This window comes from Rugamonas sp. GW822-FHT03B10, assembly GCF_058801745.1.
In genome coordinates, this window is record NZ_JBXANP010000010.1 from 95,607 (window position 1) to 115,922 (window position 20,316).

The window sequence follows — 20,316 nt, forward strand, 5'->3', positions numbered from 1 at the left end:
GGCTATTCAATCGTGCGCAGGCTTGTCATATCTTTAATATATACTTCAAAGCAATGCTTTTTGGACACTAAAATTGGCGCCTCAGGCGCGTATCGAGGTTGACGTGTTGTTATTAGCGGTATCCCTATATTTCGTGCTCGCTTGCCTGATCGGCTGGCTCGTGCTGTTCCCGTCCGGCCGCGAACTGGTCGGCGCGGCGCTGGCCGGCGCGGGCGCGCGGCTGCAGCAAGGACTCGGCCGGCTGGCGCGCCGGCGCCGCGAGGAACTGGGCGCACTGGCGCAGTCGGGACGCGGCTCGGTGCGCAGCGTGGGCACCTTCCTGTCCCGCCACTACCTGACCAGCATGGCCGGACTGACCTTGCTGTGCGTGCCCCCGCTGCTGGCCGTTTTGCTGGCGGGCAAGCCCGCATTGAGCGGCTACGACGCCTCCACCCGCGAGATCAACCCGCAGGTCGCGGGACTGCTGGAGGGTGAACAGCTGGTGCCGCCGCCCGCGTTGCCGCCGCTGGTGTTCAGCACCAACGAGGTGCAGCTGGAACGTCCGATGCTGGTCTCCGCCAGCCGCGACTGGGCCCTGCTCGACAACGCCTACGCGCAGCGTCTGCTGATGGCGTTCCGCATCATGAAGGAAAAATACGGCTACGAGATGGCGCTGCTGGAAGGCTACCGCAGCCCCGAGCGCCAGGACCGTCTGGCGGCGCTGGGCAGCGGCGTCACCAACGCGGCCGCGTTCCAGAGCTGGCACCAGTACGGCATGGCGGCCGATTGCGCCTTCCTGCGCGACGGCAAGCTGGTGATTTCCGAGCGCGACCCGTGGGCCATGCGCGGCTACCAGCTGTATGGCGAGGTGGCCGAGTCGCTGGGCCTGACCTGGGGCGGCCGCTGGAAATTGATGGACTTCGGGCACACGGAACTGCGCCGCGCCGGCGTCATGAAAAAATAGGAGAGCAGCATGGCTGGACCAGTCATCGTATTAGGCGACAAGACATCGCACCACGGCACCGTGGTCGAGGCTTCACAAATGAGCGACAGCGGCGGCAAAGGCATTGCCCGCGTTGGCGACAAGATCACCTGCCCGCGCCACGGCGACGGCACCATCAGCAGCGGCGATCCGAGCATGCTGGTCGACGGCAAGCCGGTCGCACGCCATGGCGACAAGACCTCCTGCGGCGCGACCCTGATCGCGGCCCAGCAGGCCACCCTGGACCAGGTGTAGACGATGACCGTATTGCGCAACCTCGCCCTGACCGGCGTTGCCTTCGGCGGAAGCTGGGGCGGCGCGATCTGGTACTGGCGCGAAACCAACCGCATGCCGGCCACCAGCGAACTGGCGCTGACCATGCTGGTGCTGCCGCTGGCCCTGCTGACCGCGTGGTGGCTGGGCCGCAAGGCCTGGGACCGCGTCAGCATGCCGGCGACGATGGGCGGCGCAGCCACGCCGCAGCCGGCCGCCGCCGAGCCGCCGGCCGCAGCACCGCCGCCAGTGGCGCTGGCCATCGCCGCGACAGCGGTGCGGGCCCCGCATGGCGACTCGGTGGCGGAACTGCGCGCCGCGCTGGCGGGCAACCGCGCCCGTCCCGGACTCGATCCCGAACTGTATGACGACGATGGCTATCCCATCCTGAGCGCGCGCCTGCCGGAGCCCGGCCACGCCGCCCGGCGCGAGCAGCTGGAACAGTGGCGCCGGCTGCAGGCGCTCGACGATCCCCGTTTCGACCTTGCGCAGTGGCGCGCCTTGTCCGCCGCGAGCGCGGTGCTGGGCGAGCTGGCCGCGCAGGCCTGCGCCCATCCGCAGTTGGCCCCATGGCTGGACCAGCAACAGCTGCGCATGCAGGGCAGATTGCCGCCCGGCGCGGTCCCGGCGCCCGCGCCACCGGCCCTGCGGATACAGGCGCTGTGGCCGGACGAATGGCGGCCCGCGCAACGGCAGCTGGCCACGCGATGGCTGCGCCATCTGGCGATCGAGGCCGGCTGGCCGCAAGCGCTGCTGGCCGCACCCGCGCCGGAGCAGGACAGCAACGACGATGCCGGCCGGGCCCTGGCCGCATTGCTGGCGCACGGCAGCGACGATCGCCAGCCCTGCCTGGCCATCGTCATCGCGGCCGGCTCGCACCTGAGCGAGGAAGGCGTGAGCCGCCTGTCGAACCAGGACGCGCTGTTCACCTCGGCCCGGCCGCAAGGCCTGATTCCGGGCGAAGGCGCGGCCGGCCTGCTGCTGGCCGATGCCGCCGGCGCCAGTCTCGACGCAGGTAGCGTGCTGCAGGCAGTGGCCACCAGCCACCGCGCCAGCTCCGCCGACGACGTCAAGCGCGACACCGACACCAGCCTGGCCGCCATCGCCACCCAAGTGCTGCACGACAGCCAGGCCAATCCGGAAGCCATCGCCATGGTGACCGCCGACACCGGCCACCGCACCAGCCGCGTCACCGAGTTGATGCGGGTGGTGACGGCCGCCATGCCGCAACTCGATCCCGGCGCCGACGTGATCGGCGTCGGCGCCAGCTGCGGCAGCTGCGGCGCCGTCACCTGGCTGACCGCGCTGGCCTTGGCCGACGCCGAAGCGCAGGAGCGCGCCGCGCCGGTGCTCTGCATCGGCAACGAAGATCCCTACCGCCGCTACGCCGCGCTGCTGCGCCCGGCGCTGGCGGCTTGACCACTCACAGCAACCGAGTCCTATCATGATGCAAACATTCTGGTCCTTCCTGACCCACCGCCGCACGCTGACCGTGATCGGCTGGCTGGCCTTCACCGCGCTGCTGTTCATCGCCGCCGCGCTGCTGCAGTGGCCCGCCTCGGTGCCGTGGACGGTGCTGGGCCTGGCGCTGCCGTTCGGCGCCGCGCTCTGGTACTGGCGCCGCCGCCGGCACCAGCGCGCCGCCGGCCAGCTGGGCGACATGCTGGAGCAGCAGGCGGCCCGCCCGGCCAAGGCCGATCCGGCGCAGCGCCAGGAGACCGAGGTGCTGCGCACCCGCATGCTGGAGGCGATCGGCACCATCAAGAACTCCAAACTCGGCCAGACCTCCGGCAACGCCGCGCTGTACGAACTGCCGTGGTACATGGTGATCGGCAACCCGGCGGCCGGCAAGAGCACGGCCATCGCCAGCTCGGGCCTGCAATTCCCCTTCGCCGACAGCAAGATCGTGCAGGGCGTGGGCGGCACCCGCAATTGCGACTGGTTCTTCACCACCGACGGCATCCTGCTCGACACGGCCGGACGCTACTCGGTGGTCGACGAGGACCGTGGCGAGTGGTTCGGCTTCCTCGACCTGCTGAAGAAATACCGCAAGAAAGCGCCGATCAACGGCATCATCATCGCCGCCAGCGTGGCCGAACTGACCCGCAACCGCGCCGAATTCGCCATCGACCTGGCCAAGAATCTGCGCCAGCGCGTGCAGGAACTGACCGAGCGGCTGGAGGTGCACGCGCCGGTGTACGTGGTGTTCACGAAGGCCGATCTGATCACCGGCTTCAACGAATTTTTCCAGGACAGCGAACGCGCCGAGCGGGACCGGGTCTGGGGCGCCACCCTGCCCTACAGCCGCAGCACCAGCAGCGAGCAGGTGCTGGACCAGTTCGACGCCCGTTTCGAGGAACTGTACGAAGGCCTGAAGGACCAGAGCGCGGCCAACATGGCGCTGCAATGGCGCGAACGCATGCCGCCCGGCGTGTTCACCTTCCCGCTCGAATTCAATGCGATCAAGGCGCCGCTGCGCACCTTCATCGCCACGCTGTTCGAGGAAAACCCGTTCCAGTTCAAGCCCGTGTTCCGCGGCTTCTACTTCACCAGCGCGCTGCAGGAGGGCGAGCCGGTGTCGGCCTCGTCGCAGCGCGTGGCGCAGCGCTTCGACCTGCAGCTGCAACCGGCCGACCACGACGCGGCGCACCAGCAGCAGGGCTACTTCCTGCTCAACCTGTTCCGCAAGGTGATCTTCGCCGACCGCGATCTGGTGGCGCAATACGCCAGTCCGGCCAAGACCCGCATGCGCTACGCCGCCTTCTTCGGCGCCACCGCGCTGGCCGGCCTGGCGCTGGCCGGCTGGAGCTGGTCATACATGAACAACCGCCAGCTGGCGGCCAACGTGCAGGCCGACCTGGAGCAAGCCATCAGGGTGCAGGAGAAGTCGATGGATCTGCAATCGCGCTTCGCCGCGCTGGAGATCCTGCAGGACCGCATCGAGCAGCTGGACAAATATGAAGAACACCGGCCGCTGTCGCTCAGCCTGGGCCTGTACCAGGGCACGCTGCTGGACCGCAAGCTGCGCGAGGAATACTTCAACGGCGTGCGCGAAGTGATGCTGAAACCGGTCGGCCAGTCGCTGGAGGCCTTCCTTGCGGAGGTCAACAACAACGCGGCGCAACTGCAGCCGATGGCCAAGCCGGTGGCCGCCGCCGGCGCCGCGCCGGGCGCCGGCACGGCATCGTCGAATCCCGGCCAGGCCGAGGCGGCAGCCGCCATCAACAGCAGCGCGCAGCAGTTCAAGGACGCTTCGCCGACCAGCGCGGAGGACGCCTACAACGCGCTCAAGACCTACCTGATGCTGGGCGACAGCTCGCGCGCCGAGGCCGGCCACCTGAACGACCAGCTGACCCGCTTCTGGCGCGTGTGGCTGGACACCAATCGCGGCAGCATGTCACGCGAGCAGATGATCCGCAGCGCCGAACGCATGATCTCGTTCTACCTGGCGCAGGTCAACGATACCTCGTGGCCGCGCATCGACACCCGACTGGCGCTGGTCGACCAGACGCGCGACAACCTGCGCCGCGTGGTGCGCGGCATGCCGGCGCGCGAGCGCGTGTACGCCGACGTCAAGGCGCGCGCCGCGACCCGCTTCCCGGCGGTGACGGTGGCCGCCATCGTCGGCGAGCAGGACAAGGAGCTGGTGCTGGGCAGCTACGCCGTTCCCGGCAGCTTCACCCGCCAGGCCTGGCAGGGCTTCGTGCAGGACGCCTTCCGCGACGCCGCCAACCGCGAACTGCAAAGCGCGGACTGGGTGCTGAAAACGTCGTCGCGCGACGACCTGACGCTGGAGGGCAGCCCGGAACAGATCCAGAAATCGCTGGTGGAGCTGTACAAGAACGACTACGCCCGGGAATGGCAGAAGTTCATCCAGGGCGTCACCATCCGTGACCTGAACAATTTCGACCAGGCCGCCGGCGCCATCAACCGCCTGGGCGATCCGCAATCGTCGCCGCTGAACAAACTGATGACCACCGTCTACGAGCAAACCTCGTGGGACAACCCGTCGCTGTTCGACGCCGGTTTGCAGCGCGCGCAGCGCGGCGTGGCCGGCTGGTTCCGGGAGACCATCCTGCGCCAGAAGCCGTCGCAGCTCAACGTCAACCTGCCCGCGCCCGGCGGCGCCCAGCCCGCCGCCATGCCGCTGGGCCCTGTCGGCCGCGAGTTCGCCGGGGTGGCGCGCATGGTGGTGGCCAGGGACAAGGATGCCTCGCTGATGCGCGGCTATCTCGACCAGCTGTCCAAGCTGCGCAGCCGCTTCAACCAGATCAAGAACCAGGGCGATCCGGGGCCGGGCGCCAAGCAGTTGATGCAGCAGACGCTGGACGGCAGCGGTTCGGAACTGGCCGACGCCCTCAAATATGTCGACGAGCAGATGCTGACCGGGATGACCGACACGCAAAAAGCCGCTGTCCGGCCGCTGCTGGTGCGCCCGCTGATGCAAACCTTCGCCGTCATCGTGCAGCCGACCGAGGATGAGATCAACAAGGTGTGGGCGGCGCAGGTGGTGCAGCCGTTCCGCCAGACGCTGGCGACCAAGTATCCGTTCGCCACCGAATCGCGCGCGGAGGCGAGCAACGCGGAAATCGCCACCGTGTTCGGGCCGGACGGCGCCATCGCCAAGTTCTTCAACACCACCGTCGGGCCGCTGGTGGTGCGGCGCGGCGACACGCTCAATGCCAAGACCTGGGCCAACATGGGGATCAATCTGGCGCCGCCGGTGCTGGCCAGCTTCCCCGGCTGGGTCGCGCCGCTGAACGCCAACGGCGTCGCCAACGCGGCCGCCTCCAGCGGCGGCGAAGGACAGACCAACTTCGACCTGCAGGCGCTGGGCGCCGTCAGCGCCACCGAGTTCACCATCGAGATCGACGGCCAGGCGCTGCGCTGGCGCGGCCAACCGCAGCCCTGGGTGCACATGGCATGGCCGAATCCGCAGGGTGTGCCGGGTGCGCGCGTCACCGCCATCACGCCGGAGGGACGCAGCGTGGTGTTGTTCAACGAACCTGGCCATTTCGGCCTGAAGAAAATGATCGAAGCCGCAAAACGCAAACGCAAGGACAATGGCGCGTTTGAACTGACCTGGGACAACGCCGGCGTGGCCGTCACCGCCAACCTGAAGATCGTCGGCACCACGCCGGCGCCGGCCCAGGCGGCCGCGCCGCAGTCGAACGGCTTCAAACGCCTGCGCCTGCCGGACACGCTGACCGCCGCCGTGACGCCCGCCGCCAACGGCAGTGGCGCCACGCCGCTGCAGGCCCCGGCCGCGCCTGCGCCCTTACCTGCCCCCTCGCCCGCCCCGGCGGCGGCGCCGGGCAACGCGCCGCCGCGAACACCGGCCGGCGTGCTCCGCACGGCGGGAGCGCAGCCATGAGCCGCGGCGCCACCACCGCCAACATCGGCTACTTCGGCAAGGTGCCGGGCCGGGGCGATTTCGTCAAGGGCGGAGACAGCCCCGCCCTGATCAAGGTGCTGGACGACTGGCTGGCCCAGGCTATGGAGCTGATGAGCGCCGACGCGCGCTGGAAGCTCAATTACGACGCCGTCGCGCCGCTGCATTTCGCCTTCGTCGGCCCGCGCCGCCGCCACGCGATCGCCGGCCACATCGTCGCCAGCAGCGACCAGTCGTCGCGCCGCTTCCCGTTCCTGATGACGAGCAGCGTCGAGGTGGCGGAGCCGGCGGCCTTTGTCGCCACCGCGCCGCTGGTGTTCAACCGACTGTGGACGCGCTTGGCGGCGTTGAGCAGCAACGTGGTCGGCGCCGGCGATCCGGCGGTGCCGCTGCAGCTGGCCGCCAGCGAGGCGATCGAACTGGATCTGCGGGGCGCGGCTTACCAGGCCAGCTTCGACGACTTCCTCGAACTGCAGACCGTGGGCGGACTCGATGCGTTGTTGTCGCAAGCCGGCTTCCGGGGTTCGGCGCGCCAGGTGCTGCTGGCACTGGGCATGCTGCTGCAGCCGGTGCTGGCCAGCAGTTCCAGCCGGCTGGACAAGACACTGCTGCTGCCGCTGCCGCAGGATCCGATGTACCGCAACCTGGTAGCGGCGTTCTGGATGCACCTGATCACGCCCTTCCTGGCGCGCGCCGACTTCGAACTGGCGCTGTTCATGACCCGGCTGCAGGACCAGCCGGTGCTGCTGGTCGGCTTCAGCGGCGCATCGCCGCACACGCTGCACGGCATCATGGATCCGCAAGCCGCGCAGGAGCGCATGATCGCCTTCGAACATCTGGACTGGGTGGAGGAGCAGGCCGACAGCGACTACGGCGTCAGGAAGCTCTCCACCTATCTGTCGCAACCATCCCTGTCACTCAAGTCCGCGCGCGATTCCGTCAGCGCGGCGTTTATTGGAACCTGAATCATGCGCACTCTCCTTCTCTGTCTGCTGCTGGCCGCCGGTGCGGCGCAAGCGCAAGGCGTCGCGCCGCAGCCCGGCCAGGTGCTGGCCTCCGGCACCGTGGCCGATGAAGCCAGCAAGGCCGCCGTGCTGGCCAAGCTGCGCGAGGTGTACGGCGCCGACAAGGTGGTCGACCAGATCGCGGTCGACAAGGTCGCCACCCCGGCCAACTGGAACAACTACGTGCAGAAATTGATCACGGCCGACCTGAAACAGATCGGCCGGGGCCAGCTGAAGATAGACGGCAGCACCGTCAGCCTGCGCGGCGAGGTGGCCAACGAGGCGCTGCGCCAGCGCATCGCCAGCAATATCGCCACCAGCCTGAATCCGACCTACACCGTCAACAACGGCCTGCGGGTGTCGGCCGCCGACCAGGGCGTGCTTGATAGCGCGCTGGCCAACCGCATCGTCGAATTCGAAAGCGGCAAAGCGGACCTGACGCCGGCCGGCCGCGCCATCCTCGATGAAATGGTGGTGGCGCTGCGCAAGCTGAAGGACCGCAAGGTCGAGATCATCGGCCACACCGACAGCGCCGGCCTGCGGGCCACCAATCAGGGCCTGAGCCAGGCCCGCGCCGAGGCGGTCAAGGCTTATCTGGCCAACCATGGCATCAACGGCGACCTGCTGAGCGCCAGCGGCCAGGGGCCGGACCGTCCGGTCGCCAGCAACGACAGTGCCGAGGGCCGCGCACGCAACCGCCGCATCGAATTCCGCATGGCCCAATAAGCGGCAAGCACACGACCACAAGATCATCCGAGGACATCATGCTTTCAGCAGAACAGCTATTAATCCCCATCAGCGACAGCCGGCCCGCCGGCCAGGACCTGTCCTTCTCGCCCGAGCTGGACGCCATAGCCCAGGCACGCCGGTTTGACGATCCCTCGCTCGACCAGGGCGAGTGGGTCACCGAATTGAAGGAGGCGGACTGGGATTTCGTCGTACAGCGCTGCACCGCGCTGTTGGCGGAACAGAGCAAGGATCTACGGCTGGCGGTGTGGCTGACCGAGGCCGCCGCCAAGCAACACCATCTGCGTGGCCTGGCGGAAGGCTACCGGCTACTGGCCGGCCTGTGCGAGCAGTATTGGGATCTTGGGCTCTACCCGGAAGCCGACGGCGGCGACCAGGAACAGCGCATCGGTAACCTGAGCTGGATCCTGACGCGCACCCGCACGCTGATCCGCGAGCTGCCGCTGACGGAAGGCCGCAATACGGCCTACTCCACCATCGACTTCGAGGCAGCCCGCAAGCGCGCCAACGGCGGCGCCGAGAACGATCAATCGGGCGTGACCAGGCTGGCCGACATGGAGGCGGCCAAGCGCGCCAATTCGCCGCAGTTCTGCGCCGCTTTCACGGCCGACGCGCAGTACTGCATGGAAGCCCTGCTGCAATTGGAGAAAGTCGCCGATGCCAGGCTGGGGGCAGATAGTCCGGGATTCGCCGCCGCGCGCGACGCCGTGCAGGGCATGCTGCACGCGATGCCGGCGGTCGCCAAAGTCAATGGCGCCGCGCAGCAAGGCAATGGTCTTGATGACGGCCACGCCATCGCGCAGCAATCCAACGATGGCGACATCGGCGCGGCGCAGCAGCAGGTGCAACACAACGCCTCCGGCCCGATCCGCAACCGCACGCACGCCATCGCGCAGCTGCGCGCAGTGGCGAAATTCTTCCGCGAGACCGAGCCGCATAGCCCGGTCTCCTATTTCGCCGAAAAGGCAGCCAACGCGGGCGAACAGGATCTGCACACGTGGCTGCGTTCCGTCATCAAGGATGAATCGTCGCTGTCCCACATCGAGGAGATGCTGGGCGTGCAGCCACCAAATTAAGCAGCGGGGCCGCGCAACGCGGCCCCTGTGCCGGTACCAGCCCCGGCACCGGCATGCGGCTTATTTGACCGTGTATTTGAACTGGCCCTGCTTGTTGGCGCTGACCTTGATCTTACTGATCGCAGCGCCTTCGGCCATCCTGGCCAGAACCGACTCCGCAATTTCCGGCAGCAGCGAACCGTTGAGAATGTGGTCCACATTGCGCGCACCGGAATCGACCTCGGTGCAGCGCGCCAGCACGGCCTCGACCAGCGCCTCGTCGTAACTGAATTCCGCCTGGTGGTTGGTGACGATACGGCGTTCAATCCTGCCCAGTTTGAGCTTGATGATCTCGACCAGCACTTCGTCCGGAATCGGGTAGTACGGAATCACCTTCAGGCGCCCCAGGAAGGCCGGCTTGAACTGCTTCATCAGGTGCGGGCGTATCAGCTGTTCCAGCTCCTCCGGTGATGGCAGCTCTTCCTGCGGCTGGTTCAGGCAGGCCTGCATCATCGCCGCCGACGCCACATTAGAAGTAAGGATGATGATGGTGTTCCTGAAGTCGATCTCGCGGCCCTCGGCATCGTCCATCACGCCTTTGTCGAACACCTGGAAGAACAGCTCCATCACGTCCGGGTGGGCTTTTTCCACCTCGTCCAGCAGCACCACGCTGTACGGATTGCGGCGCACCGCCTCGGTCAGCACACCGCCTTCGCCATAGCCCACATAGCCCGGCGGCGAACCTTTCAGGCCGGAGACGCTGTGCGCCTCCTGGTATTCGCTCATATTGATGGTGATCAGTTTGCGTTCACCGCCGTACAGCACATCGGCCAGCGCCAGCGCGGTCTCGGTCTTGCCGATGCCGGACGGGCCGACAAACAGGAACACGCCCTTCGGCTTGTTCGGATCGTCCAGGTTGGCGCGCGCCGTGCGCACGCGCTGCGCCACCGCCTCGATGGCGTGCGGCTGGCCCAGCACGCGCTGTTCCAGCGTTTCCTTCAGGGCCAGCACGGTCTTGATCTCGTCCTTGACCATCTTGCCAAGCGGGATACCAGTCCAGGCGGCGACGATTTCCGCCACCACGTGGCCATCGACCTGCACCGGCACCATCGGCGTTTCGCCTTGCAGCGCACGCAATTCGGCCACCATGGCCTGAATGTCACGCCCCTGCCCGCCGCCCTCGGTCGGGCTGGCGGAGGCTTCGGCGCGCGCCGCGATGATCTGCGCGCTCAATGCCTTTTCCTGCTCCCAGCGCGCCGCCAGCGACCGATGCTGTTCATCGGCTGCAGCGCGGGCCGCGCGCAGCTCCTGCAGGCGCGCCTTCTGCGCGGCGCCGCCCTCGTTCTGCTCACGCTCCAGCGCCGCCGCTTCCACGTCGATGCGTTCAATCTGCCGCGCCAGCTGCTCGATGCGCGCCGGCGTCGCGTTCTGGCCCAGCGCAACCTTGGCGCAGGCGGTATCGAGCACGCTGATCGCCTTGTCCGGCAGCTGGCGGCCCATAATGTAGCGATGCGACAGACGCACCGCCTCGGTGATGGCCTCGTCGTAAACCCGCACGCCGAAGTGCCGCTCCATCAACGGGGCCATGCCGCGCAACATGGCACAGGCCAGTTCCTCGCTCGGTTCTTCAACTTTGACTACCTGGAAGCGCCGCGCCAGCGCCGCGTCCTTCTCGAAATACTTCTTGTACTCGCCCCAGGTGGTGGCGGCGATGGTGCGCAGCTCGCCGCGCGCCAGCGCCGGCTTCAGCAGGTTGGCCGCGTCGTTCTGGCCGGCCTGTCCGCCGGCGCCGATCATGGTATGCGCCTCGTCGATGAACAGGATGATGGCGTGCGGGCTGCGCTTCACTTCGTCGATGACATTCTTCAGGCGGTTTTCGAACTCGCCCTTGACGCTGGCGCCGGCCTGCAGCAAGCCCATGTCCAGCGTGTGGATCTCCACGCCCCGCAGCACATCGGGCACGTCGTCTTGCGCGATACGCAGCGCCAGGCCCTCCACCACGGCGGTCTTGCCCACGCCGGCCTCGCCGGTCAGGATCGGATTGTTCTGGCGCCGGCGCATCAGGATGTCGATCGCCTGGCGGATTTCCTGGTCGCGGCCAATCACCGGATCAACCTTGCCGTCGCGCGCACGCTGCGTCAGGTTGGTGGTGAATTGATCGAGCGCCGGCGTCTTGCCGGGCGCGCGTGCGGCCAGTTCGCCAACCGGATCGCCGCCCTCGCCAGCCGCCGAAGCCGGCGATGCCGGCGCAGCCATCACCGCCTCGTCCGAGCCGGCGCTGATGCGGTCCAGCTGGTGCTTGATCTGGTCGATGTCGAAGCGGGCGAATAATTTGGAGCTGCGTGCCGCCAGCTGCGCCAGTTCCGGCTCGGTCAACAACGCCTGCAGCAGATGGGCGCTACGGATGCGGGCCTGTGGATGCTCCTGCAGATCGAGCGATGCGATCAGCCAGGCATTCTCAAACAGCTTGGGCAGGCGCGGCGAGAACACCGGCGTGCGCGTATTGCCGCTCTTGAAGCGCCCCAGTTCCGCGCGCAGATCCGTCTCCAGCTGGCCAAGGCTGATGTCGCAGTGGCGCGCGATGATGGCGAGATCGCTGGCCGGCTGCTCCAGCAGCGCGAGCAGCAGGTGTTCGATATCGACTTCGTAGTGCCCCAACGATATGCACAAGCTGGCGGCGCGCGTCGCGGCGGCACGGCAGTTGTCGTTCAATTTGCCGATCAGCGTTTTCAGGTTGATGTTCATGTTTTATCCTTGTTATCAAGTCACTGCGTGTATTTCGTAGCGCACGTCGCTGCGGTCGTGCCGCTGCGGCTCGGTGACCAGGAAGCTGTCCCAGCCCAGCCGCCCGCCGGTGCCGCCTTCTTCCAGACAGGCGCCGGCGACGTCCTCCGCGCGCAGCACCAGCTGCACTTCATATTCGAGCGTCACACCGGTGAACATGGTCAGCATGCTCTCCAGCGCCTTGGCCGCCTTCCCGCCCGGCAGGAACGATTCATAACCGTTTCGGTCCAGCGGCCCAATCACCAGCCGCAGCCGCAGGTCGCGCTGCCACACGCGCTGGCCCGCCATCGCCCCGCCACCGAGCACCGCGTTGCCCATGCCGAGCGCGGTCTGCTGGCCGGCCGGCACGTCGTACCAGCAGCCGATGAACTGCTCGGCGCGCACCGGCTGGCCGAAATACTCCTCCAGCACGCGCGCGATCTGCACCGCCGACGCCGGCCGCTGGCGCATCGCGGTGGCGAAATAAGCCACCGATTCATCGCGCACCCCATCGCCGTCATCGGCCAGGCGGCGCCGCAGCGAGGGCTGGTGCATGCCGGCCAACGACAGCAGCACCGGCAGGAAGCCGTCCTTGCCGTCGATCTGGTACTTCAGCTCCAGCCGGTACTTGCGCCAGGCCTCGTAGAACAGCGCCAGCGCGCGGTTGGAAAAGGTATCGAGGAAGGCGCGCGGTCCATCGTCCTTCTGGTACAGCGCGTGCGCCGCGATGCGCTCGGTGTAATGGGCCGGCAGCGTGCCGCTGCCTCCGAGGAAACCCATGAAGGCCGGCGTGATGCGGATGTAGCGCAGCTGCTGCGATTGCAGCGCCGCGCCCAGGCTGGCCGCATCGGCCGGCAAGCCGCGCGGTTCCGGCTGCAGCGCCTCCAACTGGCTGGCCGGGAAGCTGAGCGAGGTCGAATTCTGGAAGCGCAGGAAGTTCGCGACCGCGCCTTCCTGCGGCGCGCCGTTCCGCTTGAGCCAGAGCTCCAGCAGGCGCACCGCCTGGAAGTATTCGAAACGCTGGGGCTGCGCGAACAGCCGCTCGATTACAGCAGGCTCAAATCGCCGCTTCGTGGCAAGCATCGCAGCAGTTCCTCTCCATTCTTGTCCGACTTGATGACCAGCTGCGTGAAGCTGTTGGCGTGCACGTACAGGCCGAGGAAGCGCTCGACGATCTGCGCGAACGCATGGATGCCGCTGCCGACGAAGGCTTCCTCGTCCACCGTCAGCGTGACCTCGATGCCGCGCACCAGGCAGGCGAACGGGTTCCCCGGCAGCCAGGTGTTGGCGGCCTTGTGCGAGACGGCGACGATGCCGCCGATCTGGCGCTGCGACGCCGGCGAACGTGGCAGGTCGTACAGCGTCAGCATCTCGCGGAAGGCATCGAGTCCGCCGCCGGTCAGCGACAGGTGGTTCAGCGACAGGTGCGAGATCAGGCGCCAGTGCGCGCCGCGTCCGCGCTCGAAGCGGTAGGACGGCGTCGGCTTGCGCAGGAAGCTGATCGCGCGCACGCTCGATCCGCCCTCCAGGAACAGGTCGCCGCCGCGCATCCCGTAGCTCAGCGAGGCCGGCAGGTCGCGGTTGGTGCAGCTCAGCTCCAGGCTGAGGGTGTCGGTCTCCACCTCGGCCGGATCGAAATCGATGTCGACGATCGAGATCCGGGTCTCATAGCCGGGGCTCTTGCCGGCGATCTCCTCGTCGCGCCGGGCCACCCAGTAGTGGCCATTCTTATCCGGCGTCTGGCCGTGGCGCAGCGAATAGAACGGGCGGAATTCCTGCACCGATTCGCCCTGCGGGGTTTGCCGCACCAGCTTGACCGACTCGATGGCCTGCACATCGTAGGCGAAGGCGCGGCGCGCGTCGGCCAGCACCGGATAGCTGGCCGACGCATGCGTCAGCCGTATCGGCTCGCCGCGCTGGCGGAACAGGTTGACCACCGGCGTGCAGCCGAGCAGCACGTTGTTGGTCGACAGCGTGGACAGCATGCGCGCCAGATTGGAGTCGGTGCGCATGCCCGACAGCGCCAGGTGCAGCGTGACCGATCTGCAGCCGGCCGGCAGCGCGGCGGCCATCGCGGCCAGGTCAATGTCGAAGAAGTTGAATTTCTCGGGGAAGCAGAAGTATTCGGTCAGCAGCCGGTAGGCCGTGTGCGAGCGGGCCGAGAAGTCGATCAGCGCCTCGTCGTCGGCGAAGCCGGCCGGCGCGACCGGCACCTTGGGCAGCGCGCGCCAGCGCCCGTCGCCGTCGGCCTCCGCGTAGGCCGCCACCGCGCGGGTGAACAGCGCGTCGCGCAGCGCGGCGCAGAACGACGGCTCGCCATCGATGAACACGCGCAGCCGGCACAGTCCCAGCTGCGCCAGCGTCACCTGGTCGGCGGTGCAGGCCAGGGTCAGGCTGATGCTGGAGGTGGCCTGCGGCGGCGGCCGCAGCGCCTCGGGCGCGGCGATGATGGCGGCGAAATGCGCGGCCGTCAGCGCCAGCGGCGCCACCGTGACCGGATAGGCGGTGCGGAAGGTGCAGGTGGCCCCGCGCACCGGGCGCGTGGTCAGCTGGGTGCCGCGCGCGATCTCGCTGGCGGTGGTCAGCTGCGCGGCGGCGCCGCTGAAGTCCATGCGCGCGATCGAGCACGAGGGAAAAGGCCGCAGGTAATGCGGATAGAGCACTTCGAACAGCGCTTCGGTGAATTGGGGGTAGTCGTCATCGAGACGCTTGGCGATGCGCGAATTGAGCAGCGCGAACGATTCGATCATGCGCTCGATGTGCGGGTCCTCGCACACCTCGCCGGCGATCAGCAGGCGGCCGGCGATCTTCGGGTAGCGTTCCGAGAATTCGCGCGAATAGCGGCGCAGGAATCCCAGCTCCCGCTCGTAATAGGGTAATAATTGTTCCAATCTCAGGCTCCCAGCGGCGTCGCGCTCAAGCGGCGCGCCTTGCTGATGGTGTAATGCAGGCTTGAGGGCTGCAGGATCGCATCGAAGTTGACCGGTTCGTGCGCGCTGTGGACCACCAGCAGCGCGGTGATGCTGAAGTTCAGGCGGTTGACGGCATCGGCCCGCAGTTCGAGCGACGCCTGCACATTGCGCAGGCGCGGCTCGTGGCGTGCGATCGCCTGCTCCAGGCTGCGGCAGATGAAGGCTCGATCATCTGTGCTCGACAGCGACAGTCCGGCAAAGTCATTCAAGCCATAGGTCGCGATCGAGCGTCCGCACTCGGGAAAGCGTTTCAGGATCTGCTCCGGGATGACGGCCCGCGTATTCAGCAGCGCTTCGAGATCGCGCGCCACCGCATCCTTCAGGTCCTCGATCGACAGGCGCGGCACAGTGCCGCTGCCGCCCTGCAGCGGGGCGTCCATCAGGCGGTCGAACAGGCCCGGAGTAAATCCCTTCATCGCAGCTTAAGCGGTCTTGTTGGCCGACAGATCCCAGCCGCCCGAGGTGTTACCACCCGAACCGCCGCCGATCTTCTGCTGCGTGTACTTCCACTTGACCTTCGAGTATTTCAGGGCCAGGTCTTCGGTCAGGATGTTGCCCGCTGCGACCACTGGCGACACGCTGGAGATCAGCACGTTTTCCAGTTCGATCTCGAAGTACTTGACGCGATCGCCCTGGCCATCCGCGCGCAGGAACTCCAGCTTGGCCTTCGGCAGGGTTTTGCCCGACGAGCAGTTCTGCAGCAGCAGCGGCGTGGCCAGGTCGGCCAGCTTGCCGATGACGATGTCCTTGTGTTCGGTGCGTTCGGCCGTGTGGCCGCCACCGGTCGAGGCAGTGGCCGATTTTGGCTGCAGCACTTCCCACTTGACCGACTGGCATTCGATCCAGTCTTTGTGGGTGGTGTCGGCCGATTCGCCCTTGATGCCGTCGATTTGCAGGTAAACGTCGATAGCCATGTTAATCCTTTCAATGAGTTGGTAAATTTACGGGTACTGCCACTACTTCTTAGTTTTTGGTCGATGCGGGGAGCTCCGCGACCAGTCGGAGGGAAACGGATAATTCATCAAGCTGGAAGTGCGGGCGCAGGAACGACACCGCGCGGTACACGCCCGGGCGGCCCGGCACCTCGTCCACCGTGACCGAGGCTTCGCGCAGCGGGAACTGCGCCTTCTGTTCCTGGCTGGCGTTATCGTCCAGCAGCACGTACTGGGTCAGCCAGCGGTTCAGGAAGTCCTCCACGTTGGCGGCGGCGGCGAAGCTGCCGATCTTGTCGCGCATCATGGCCTTCATGTAGTGCGCGATGCGCGACACGGCGAAGATGTACTGCAACTGGGCCGACAGCACGGCGTTGGCGTTGGCGGCGTCGCTGGCGTACTTGCGGGCCTTCTGCGCCGATTGCGCGCCGAAGAAGGCGGCGTAGTCGGTGTTCTTGCAGTGGACCAGCGAGATGAAACCGAGGTCGCTCAGTTCCTTCTCGCGGCGGTCGGTGATGGCGATCTCGGTCGGGCACTTGAGCGCGACTTCGCCCTCGTCGGTCTTGAAGGTGTGGGTCGGCAGGTCTTCCACCAGGCCACCGCCCTCGACGCCGCGGATCGCCGCGCACCAGCCGTAGTCCTCGAAGGCCGCCGTCAGCTTGGTACCGAAGGCATAGGCGGCGTTGCACCACAGGTATTTGTGGTGGTCGGTGCCGTCCACGTCCTCGACGAAGTTGAAGCCCTCGACGGTGGCGCCATCGGCCGGGTTGAACGGCAGGCGGCCCAGGAAGCGCGGCAGGGTCAGGCCGACGTAGCGCGCGTCCTCCGATTCGCGGAACGACTTCCACTTCGCGTATTCGACGGTGTCGAACACCTTCGACAGGTCGCGCGGCTTGCCCAGTTCGCTGTAGCTCTCCAGCCCGAACAGCTCGGGCGACGCGGCCGAGATGAACGGCGCGTGCGCGGCGGCGGCCACGTGCGACATCTGCTCGATGAAGTACATGTCCTCCGGCTGGCGGGTGATCTCGAAATCGCCGATCATGGCGCCGAACGGCGCACCGCCGAAGGTGCCGAATTCCTCCTCGTAGACCTTGCGGAACATGGTGCTCTGGTCAAATTCCAGCGCCGACTGGAAGTCCTTGACCAGTTCCTTCTTGGTCGCATTGAGCATCTTGATCTTCATGTTGTGGCCGGTGGCGCTGTGGCCGACCAGGTAGTGCAGGCCGGTCCAACTGCTTTCCAGCCGCTGGAATTCGGGCGCGTGCATCACCGCCGACAACTGGGCAGAGATCATGCGGTCCAGCTCCGCCACACGGGCGTCGATGGTGGCGGCCAGGTTGTCGGACACCACCACGGTGCCGTCCATCACCTGGCTGACCAGTTCCGAGATCAGGTCCTTGGCGCGTTCATGCTCGACGCTGGACTTGGCGACCTTGCTCTGCTCGACGATCTGGTCCAGCAAGGCCATTTCGGTGGCGGCCGGTGCGCCGGCCGGAATCAATTGTGCCGACATGTCATTCCTCCTTCAGATCCAGGGATGGGTGGCCCAGCACGGCCAGCTTCTCGGTGCTGTGCAGGACATCGTTGAGGAGGTCCTCCAGTTTGTCGTTGCCGGCCAGTTTGTTACGCAGGTCGGCCAGCTTGGTGCGCGCCTCCAGCAGGCGGCGCAGCGGCTCGACCTGCTGCACCACCGCCTCCGGACGGAAGTCGGACATGGCCTTGAAGCGCAGGTCGACGGCGAACTCGCCGCCCTCCGCGCCCAACTCGTTCTTGACGCGGTAGGCCGCGCGCGGCTCCACGCCCTTCAGCACCTCGTCGAAGTTGTCGCGGTCGATGTTGACGAAGCGACGCTCCTTGAGGCGCTTCTGCTCGACTTCGGAGTTGCCGCCGAAGTCGCCGACCACGCCCATCACGAACGGCAGTTCCTTGTTCTCGATGGCGTCGCCGATTTCGACGTCGTAGGTCATCTGGACCCGCGGCGGGCGGATTTTTTGCAGCTTTTTCTGCACACTGGTGCTTTTGGACATGGTGTTTCCCCTCTGGTTATTTCAAAGCGCCGAACGGATTGGCGCTGGCGTCGTCTTGGCGTTGTTTGACATGGACCTTCCTGCCCGCCTTGCCACGCGCGGGCGCGGCGGCCTGCCGTGCCGGCGGTGGCGGCGGCGGCACCAGCACGGTCTCGCCCAGGCTCTCGCGTAGCAGCTTGGCCAGGTCCTGCGACTCCGTGCGCAGCGACCCGGACAGGTTGTTCTGGCGGCTCAGGTCGGACAGCGCGCGGGTCGACAGGCGCAGGCCGCTGATCGCGATGATGCTGTTGGCCAACGTGTCGTTGGGATCGCGCACCAGCACTTCCTGCGCGTTGACGATGGCGTCGCCGTACTGGCCGGTCTCGTAGCGGGTTTGCGCGATGTTCAGCCACGGCGCCTTGTCGCCCGGATAGGCTTGCGCCGCCTCTTTCCATAAAGCAACGGCCTGCTCCTTCTGGCCGGCGCTGGAGGCGGTGCCGGCCTGGGCCAGCATCGACTGCAGCGGGGGCTTGACGGCCACAGGGGGCGCCACCGGCGCAGTGGTACAGGCGCTTAATGCCGCCACGCAGGCGACAGCACCGGCCAACTGGGTCATCCGGCGCAGAGAATGATGGGTCATCATGAGGTGCCTCAAATTCATGTCAAAAAAGGATATTTAAACAACAATTTACTGCCACGGCGCAACGTTATCAGAAATTTATTATTTACCGCGTTCAATTGAATTCAATCGTGCGCACGGTACGAACACAGCCGTGCGACGGTTTAAAAAAAGAAATGTTATTGTTCTGCTACTTTACAAAAGACAAGTACTGCACAAGGACAAGGACCAGCATGAGCAGCAAGATACTTTGGGGTGAAGGACTGTTTCTCCGGCCACAACATTTTCAGCAGCAAGACCGCTACCACGAGCAGCGGCTGCACCAGAGCGTGCAAATGCTGCATCCGTATGCCTGGGGCGTGAACCAGCTGCAAGTGGACCGCGACGCGCTGACCAACAACAGCCTGCGGCTGCTGGAACTGTCGCTGCGCTTCCAGGACGGCGAGTTCTACGACGCCCCCGGCGCCGACGACCTGCCGGACGCGGTCGACCTGGGCCAGCTGCCGCAGTCGCAGCAGAGCGTCACCTACTACGCCGCCCTGCCCGCGTTCAAATCGTTCGGTGGCAATTTCGGCGACGGCAGCGAGCGCCCCCCGGCCGCCAACGGCGCCAGCGCGGTGCGCTACCTGCAGCACAACGCCGACACGCCCGACCTGTACACGCACGCCGCCCCGGCCCAGCTCAGCTACCTGAAAAAAACGCTGCGGCTGGTACCGGAGTTCGAGCCGCGCGACTCCTACACCCACTTCCCGCTGCTGCGCCTGCGCCGCGCGGCGACCGGCGGCTTCGAACTGGACGCCGCCTTCGTGCCGCCCAGCCTGACCATCCGCAGCGCGCCGCAGCTGTTCCTGCAGCTGCGCCGCCTGCTCGACGCGCTGCAGGCCAAGGTCAGCGCGCTGTACGGCCATCACCGCGAGCCGAGCAAGCACGTGATCGAGTTCCGCTCGGGCGACATGTCCTCGTTCTGGCTGCTGCACACGGCCAGTTCGGCCTACGCCGCGCTCACGCACTACTTCCAGCATCCGGCGCTGCACCCCGAACGGCTGTACGAACAGCTGCTGCACCTGGCCGGCGCGCTGATGACGTTCTCGAAAAGCTGGACCCTGTCCGACCTGCCGCCCTACCAGCACGCCGATGCCGGCCCGGCCTTCGCCACGCTGTACCAGATCATCCGCGAGCTGCTGGACACGGTGATCTCGTCGCGCTATTTCGCCATCGCGCTGCACGAGGCCAAGCCCTCGTTCCACCACGGGATGCTGGACTCGGGCAAGATCGACGCCCAAACCACCTTCTATCTCGCCGTCTCGGCCGCGATGCCGGCCAGCGAACTGGTGGATGTGGTGCCGCTGCGCTTCAAGGTCGGCGCACCGGACGACGTCGAAAAATTCGTCCTCTCGGCCATGCCGGGTGTGCGGCTGCAGCACGCGCCGCAGGTGCCGGCCGCCGTGCCGGTGCGGCCCGATGCCTGCTACTTCGCGATCGAGGCCAAGGGCCAGATGTACGAACGCATGCTGCAGGCGCAATCGATTTCCATCTATGTCCCTGGCGGCATGCACGACCTGAAGCTGGAACTGGTCGCCGTCGCATCCTGA

16 protein-coding genes are annotated in these 20,316 nt (G+C 66.8%); 8 read left to right on the plus strand and 8 right to left on the minus strand.

The window, feature by feature from the left end; translation table 11 throughout:
- Window positions 1–103: 103 nt before the first annotated feature.
- The 7 genes from AC1RQG_RS17295 to tssA are packed head-to-tail and all read left to right on the plus strand — an operon-like array spanning window position 104 to window position 9,453.
- Window positions 104–943 (plus strand): M15 family metallopeptidase, encoded by an 840-nt coding sequence (locus AC1RQG_RS17295; protein ID WP_493133252.1) that lies wholly within the window; start codon window positions 104–106, stop codon window positions 941–943.
- A 9-nt stretch (window positions 944–952) separates the two neighbouring features.
- A complete protein-coding gene (locus tag AC1RQG_RS17300; RefSeq protein WP_493133253.1) occupies window positions 953–1,216 on the plus strand; it encodes a PAAR domain-containing protein in 264 nt (87 codons plus the stop codon).
- Between the two features lie 3 nt (window positions 1,217–1,219).
- Window positions 1,220–2,653, plus strand: a complete 1,434-nt coding sequence (locus AC1RQG_RS17305) for a hypothetical protein (protein WP_493133254.1) — start codon at window positions 1,220–1,222, stop codon at window positions 2,651–2,653.
- A gap of 28 nt (window positions 2,654–2,681) precedes the next feature.
- The gene (gene tssM / locus AC1RQG_RS17310) at window positions 2,682–6,608 is read left to right on the plus strand and encodes a type VI secretion system membrane subunit TssM (RefSeq protein ID WP_493133332.1); all 3,927 of its coding nucleotides are present in this window, start codon (window positions 2,682–2,684) and stop codon (window positions 6,606–6,608) included.
- A complete protein-coding gene (gene tagF / locus AC1RQG_RS17315; RefSeq protein ID WP_493133255.1) occupies window positions 6,605–7,591 on the plus strand; it encodes a type VI secretion system-associated protein TagF in 987 nt (328 codons plus the stop codon). The genes tssM and tagF overlap by 4 nt, the downstream gene beginning before the upstream one ends.
- A gap of 3 nt (window positions 7,592–7,594) precedes the next feature.
- Window positions 7,595–8,356 carry an OmpA family protein gene (locus AC1RQG_RS17320; RefSeq protein WP_493133256.1) on the plus strand — a complete coding sequence of 254 codons (762 nt, stop codon included), beginning with the start codon at window positions 7,595–7,597 and terminating at the stop codon, window positions 8,354–8,356.
- Between the two features lie 38 nt (window positions 8,357–8,394).
- Complete coding sequence (tssA, locus tag AC1RQG_RS17325) at window positions 8,395–9,453, plus strand: type VI secretion system protein TssA (protein ID WP_493133257.1); 1,059 nt, start codon at window positions 8,395–8,397, stop codon at window positions 9,451–9,453.
- Window positions 9,454–9,513: 60 nt separating this feature from the next.
- Here tssA and tssH read toward each other — a convergent pair whose 3' ends face one another.
- The 8 genes from tssH to AC1RQG_RS17365 are packed head-to-tail and all read right to left on the minus strand — an operon-like array spanning window position 9,514 to window position 18,646.
- Complete coding sequence (tssH, locus tag AC1RQG_RS17330) at window positions 9,514–12,177, minus strand: type VI secretion system ATPase TssH (RefSeq protein WP_493133258.1); 2,664 nt, start codon at window positions 12,175–12,177, stop codon at window positions 9,514–9,516.
- A gap of 15 nt (window positions 12,178–12,192) precedes the next feature.
- The gene (gene tssG, locus AC1RQG_RS17335) at window positions 12,193–13,278 is read right to left on the minus strand and encodes a type VI secretion system baseplate subunit TssG (RefSeq protein WP_493133259.1); all 1,086 of its coding nucleotides are present in this window, start codon (window positions 13,276–13,278) and stop codon (window positions 12,193–12,195) included.
- Window positions 13,242–15,086 (minus strand): type VI secretion system baseplate subunit TssF, encoded by a 1,845-nt coding sequence (tssF, locus tag AC1RQG_RS17340; RefSeq protein WP_493133260.1) that lies wholly within the window; start codon window positions 15,084–15,086, stop codon window positions 13,242–13,244. Before tssF ends, tssG begins: the two co-directional genes overlap by 37 nt.
- A 2-nt stretch (window positions 15,087–15,088) precedes the next feature.
- Entirely contained in the window at window positions 15,089–15,583 is a 495-nt protein-coding gene (gene tssE / locus AC1RQG_RS17345) for a type VI secretion system baseplate subunit TssE (RefSeq protein ID WP_493133261.1), read from the minus strand.
- 6 nt (window positions 15,584–15,589) lie between these two features.
- Window positions 15,590–16,081 (minus strand): Hcp family type VI secretion system effector, encoded by a 492-nt coding sequence (locus AC1RQG_RS17350; RefSeq protein ID WP_493133262.1) that lies wholly within the window; start codon window positions 16,079–16,081, stop codon window positions 15,590–15,592.
- Window positions 16,082–16,130: 49 nt separating this feature from the next.
- On the minus strand, window positions 16,131–17,612 hold the full coding sequence (tssC, locus tag AC1RQG_RS17355; protein WP_493133263.1) for a type VI secretion system contractile sheath large subunit: 1,482 nt from the start codon (window positions 17,610–17,612) through the stop codon (window positions 16,131–16,133).
- Between the two features lies 1 nt (window position 17,613).
- Window positions 17,614–18,126, minus strand: coding sequence for a type VI secretion system contractile sheath small subunit (tssB, locus tag AC1RQG_RS17360; protein WP_493133264.1), 513 nt, complete (start codon window positions 18,124–18,126; stop codon window positions 17,614–17,616).
- A 16-nt stretch (window positions 18,127–18,142) separates the two neighbouring features.
- Window positions 18,143–18,646 carry a tetratricopeptide repeat protein gene (locus tag AC1RQG_RS17365; RefSeq protein WP_493133265.1) on the minus strand — a complete coding sequence of 168 codons (504 nt, stop codon included), beginning with the start codon at window positions 18,644–18,646 and terminating at the stop codon, window positions 18,143–18,145.
- Window positions 18,647–18,957: 311 nt separating this feature from the next.
- Between AC1RQG_RS17365 and tssK the strand changes: the two genes are divergently transcribed.
- Complete coding sequence (gene tssK, locus AC1RQG_RS17370) at window positions 18,958–20,316, plus strand: type VI secretion system baseplate subunit TssK (RefSeq protein ID WP_493133266.1); 1,359 nt, start codon at window positions 18,958–18,960, stop codon at window positions 20,314–20,316.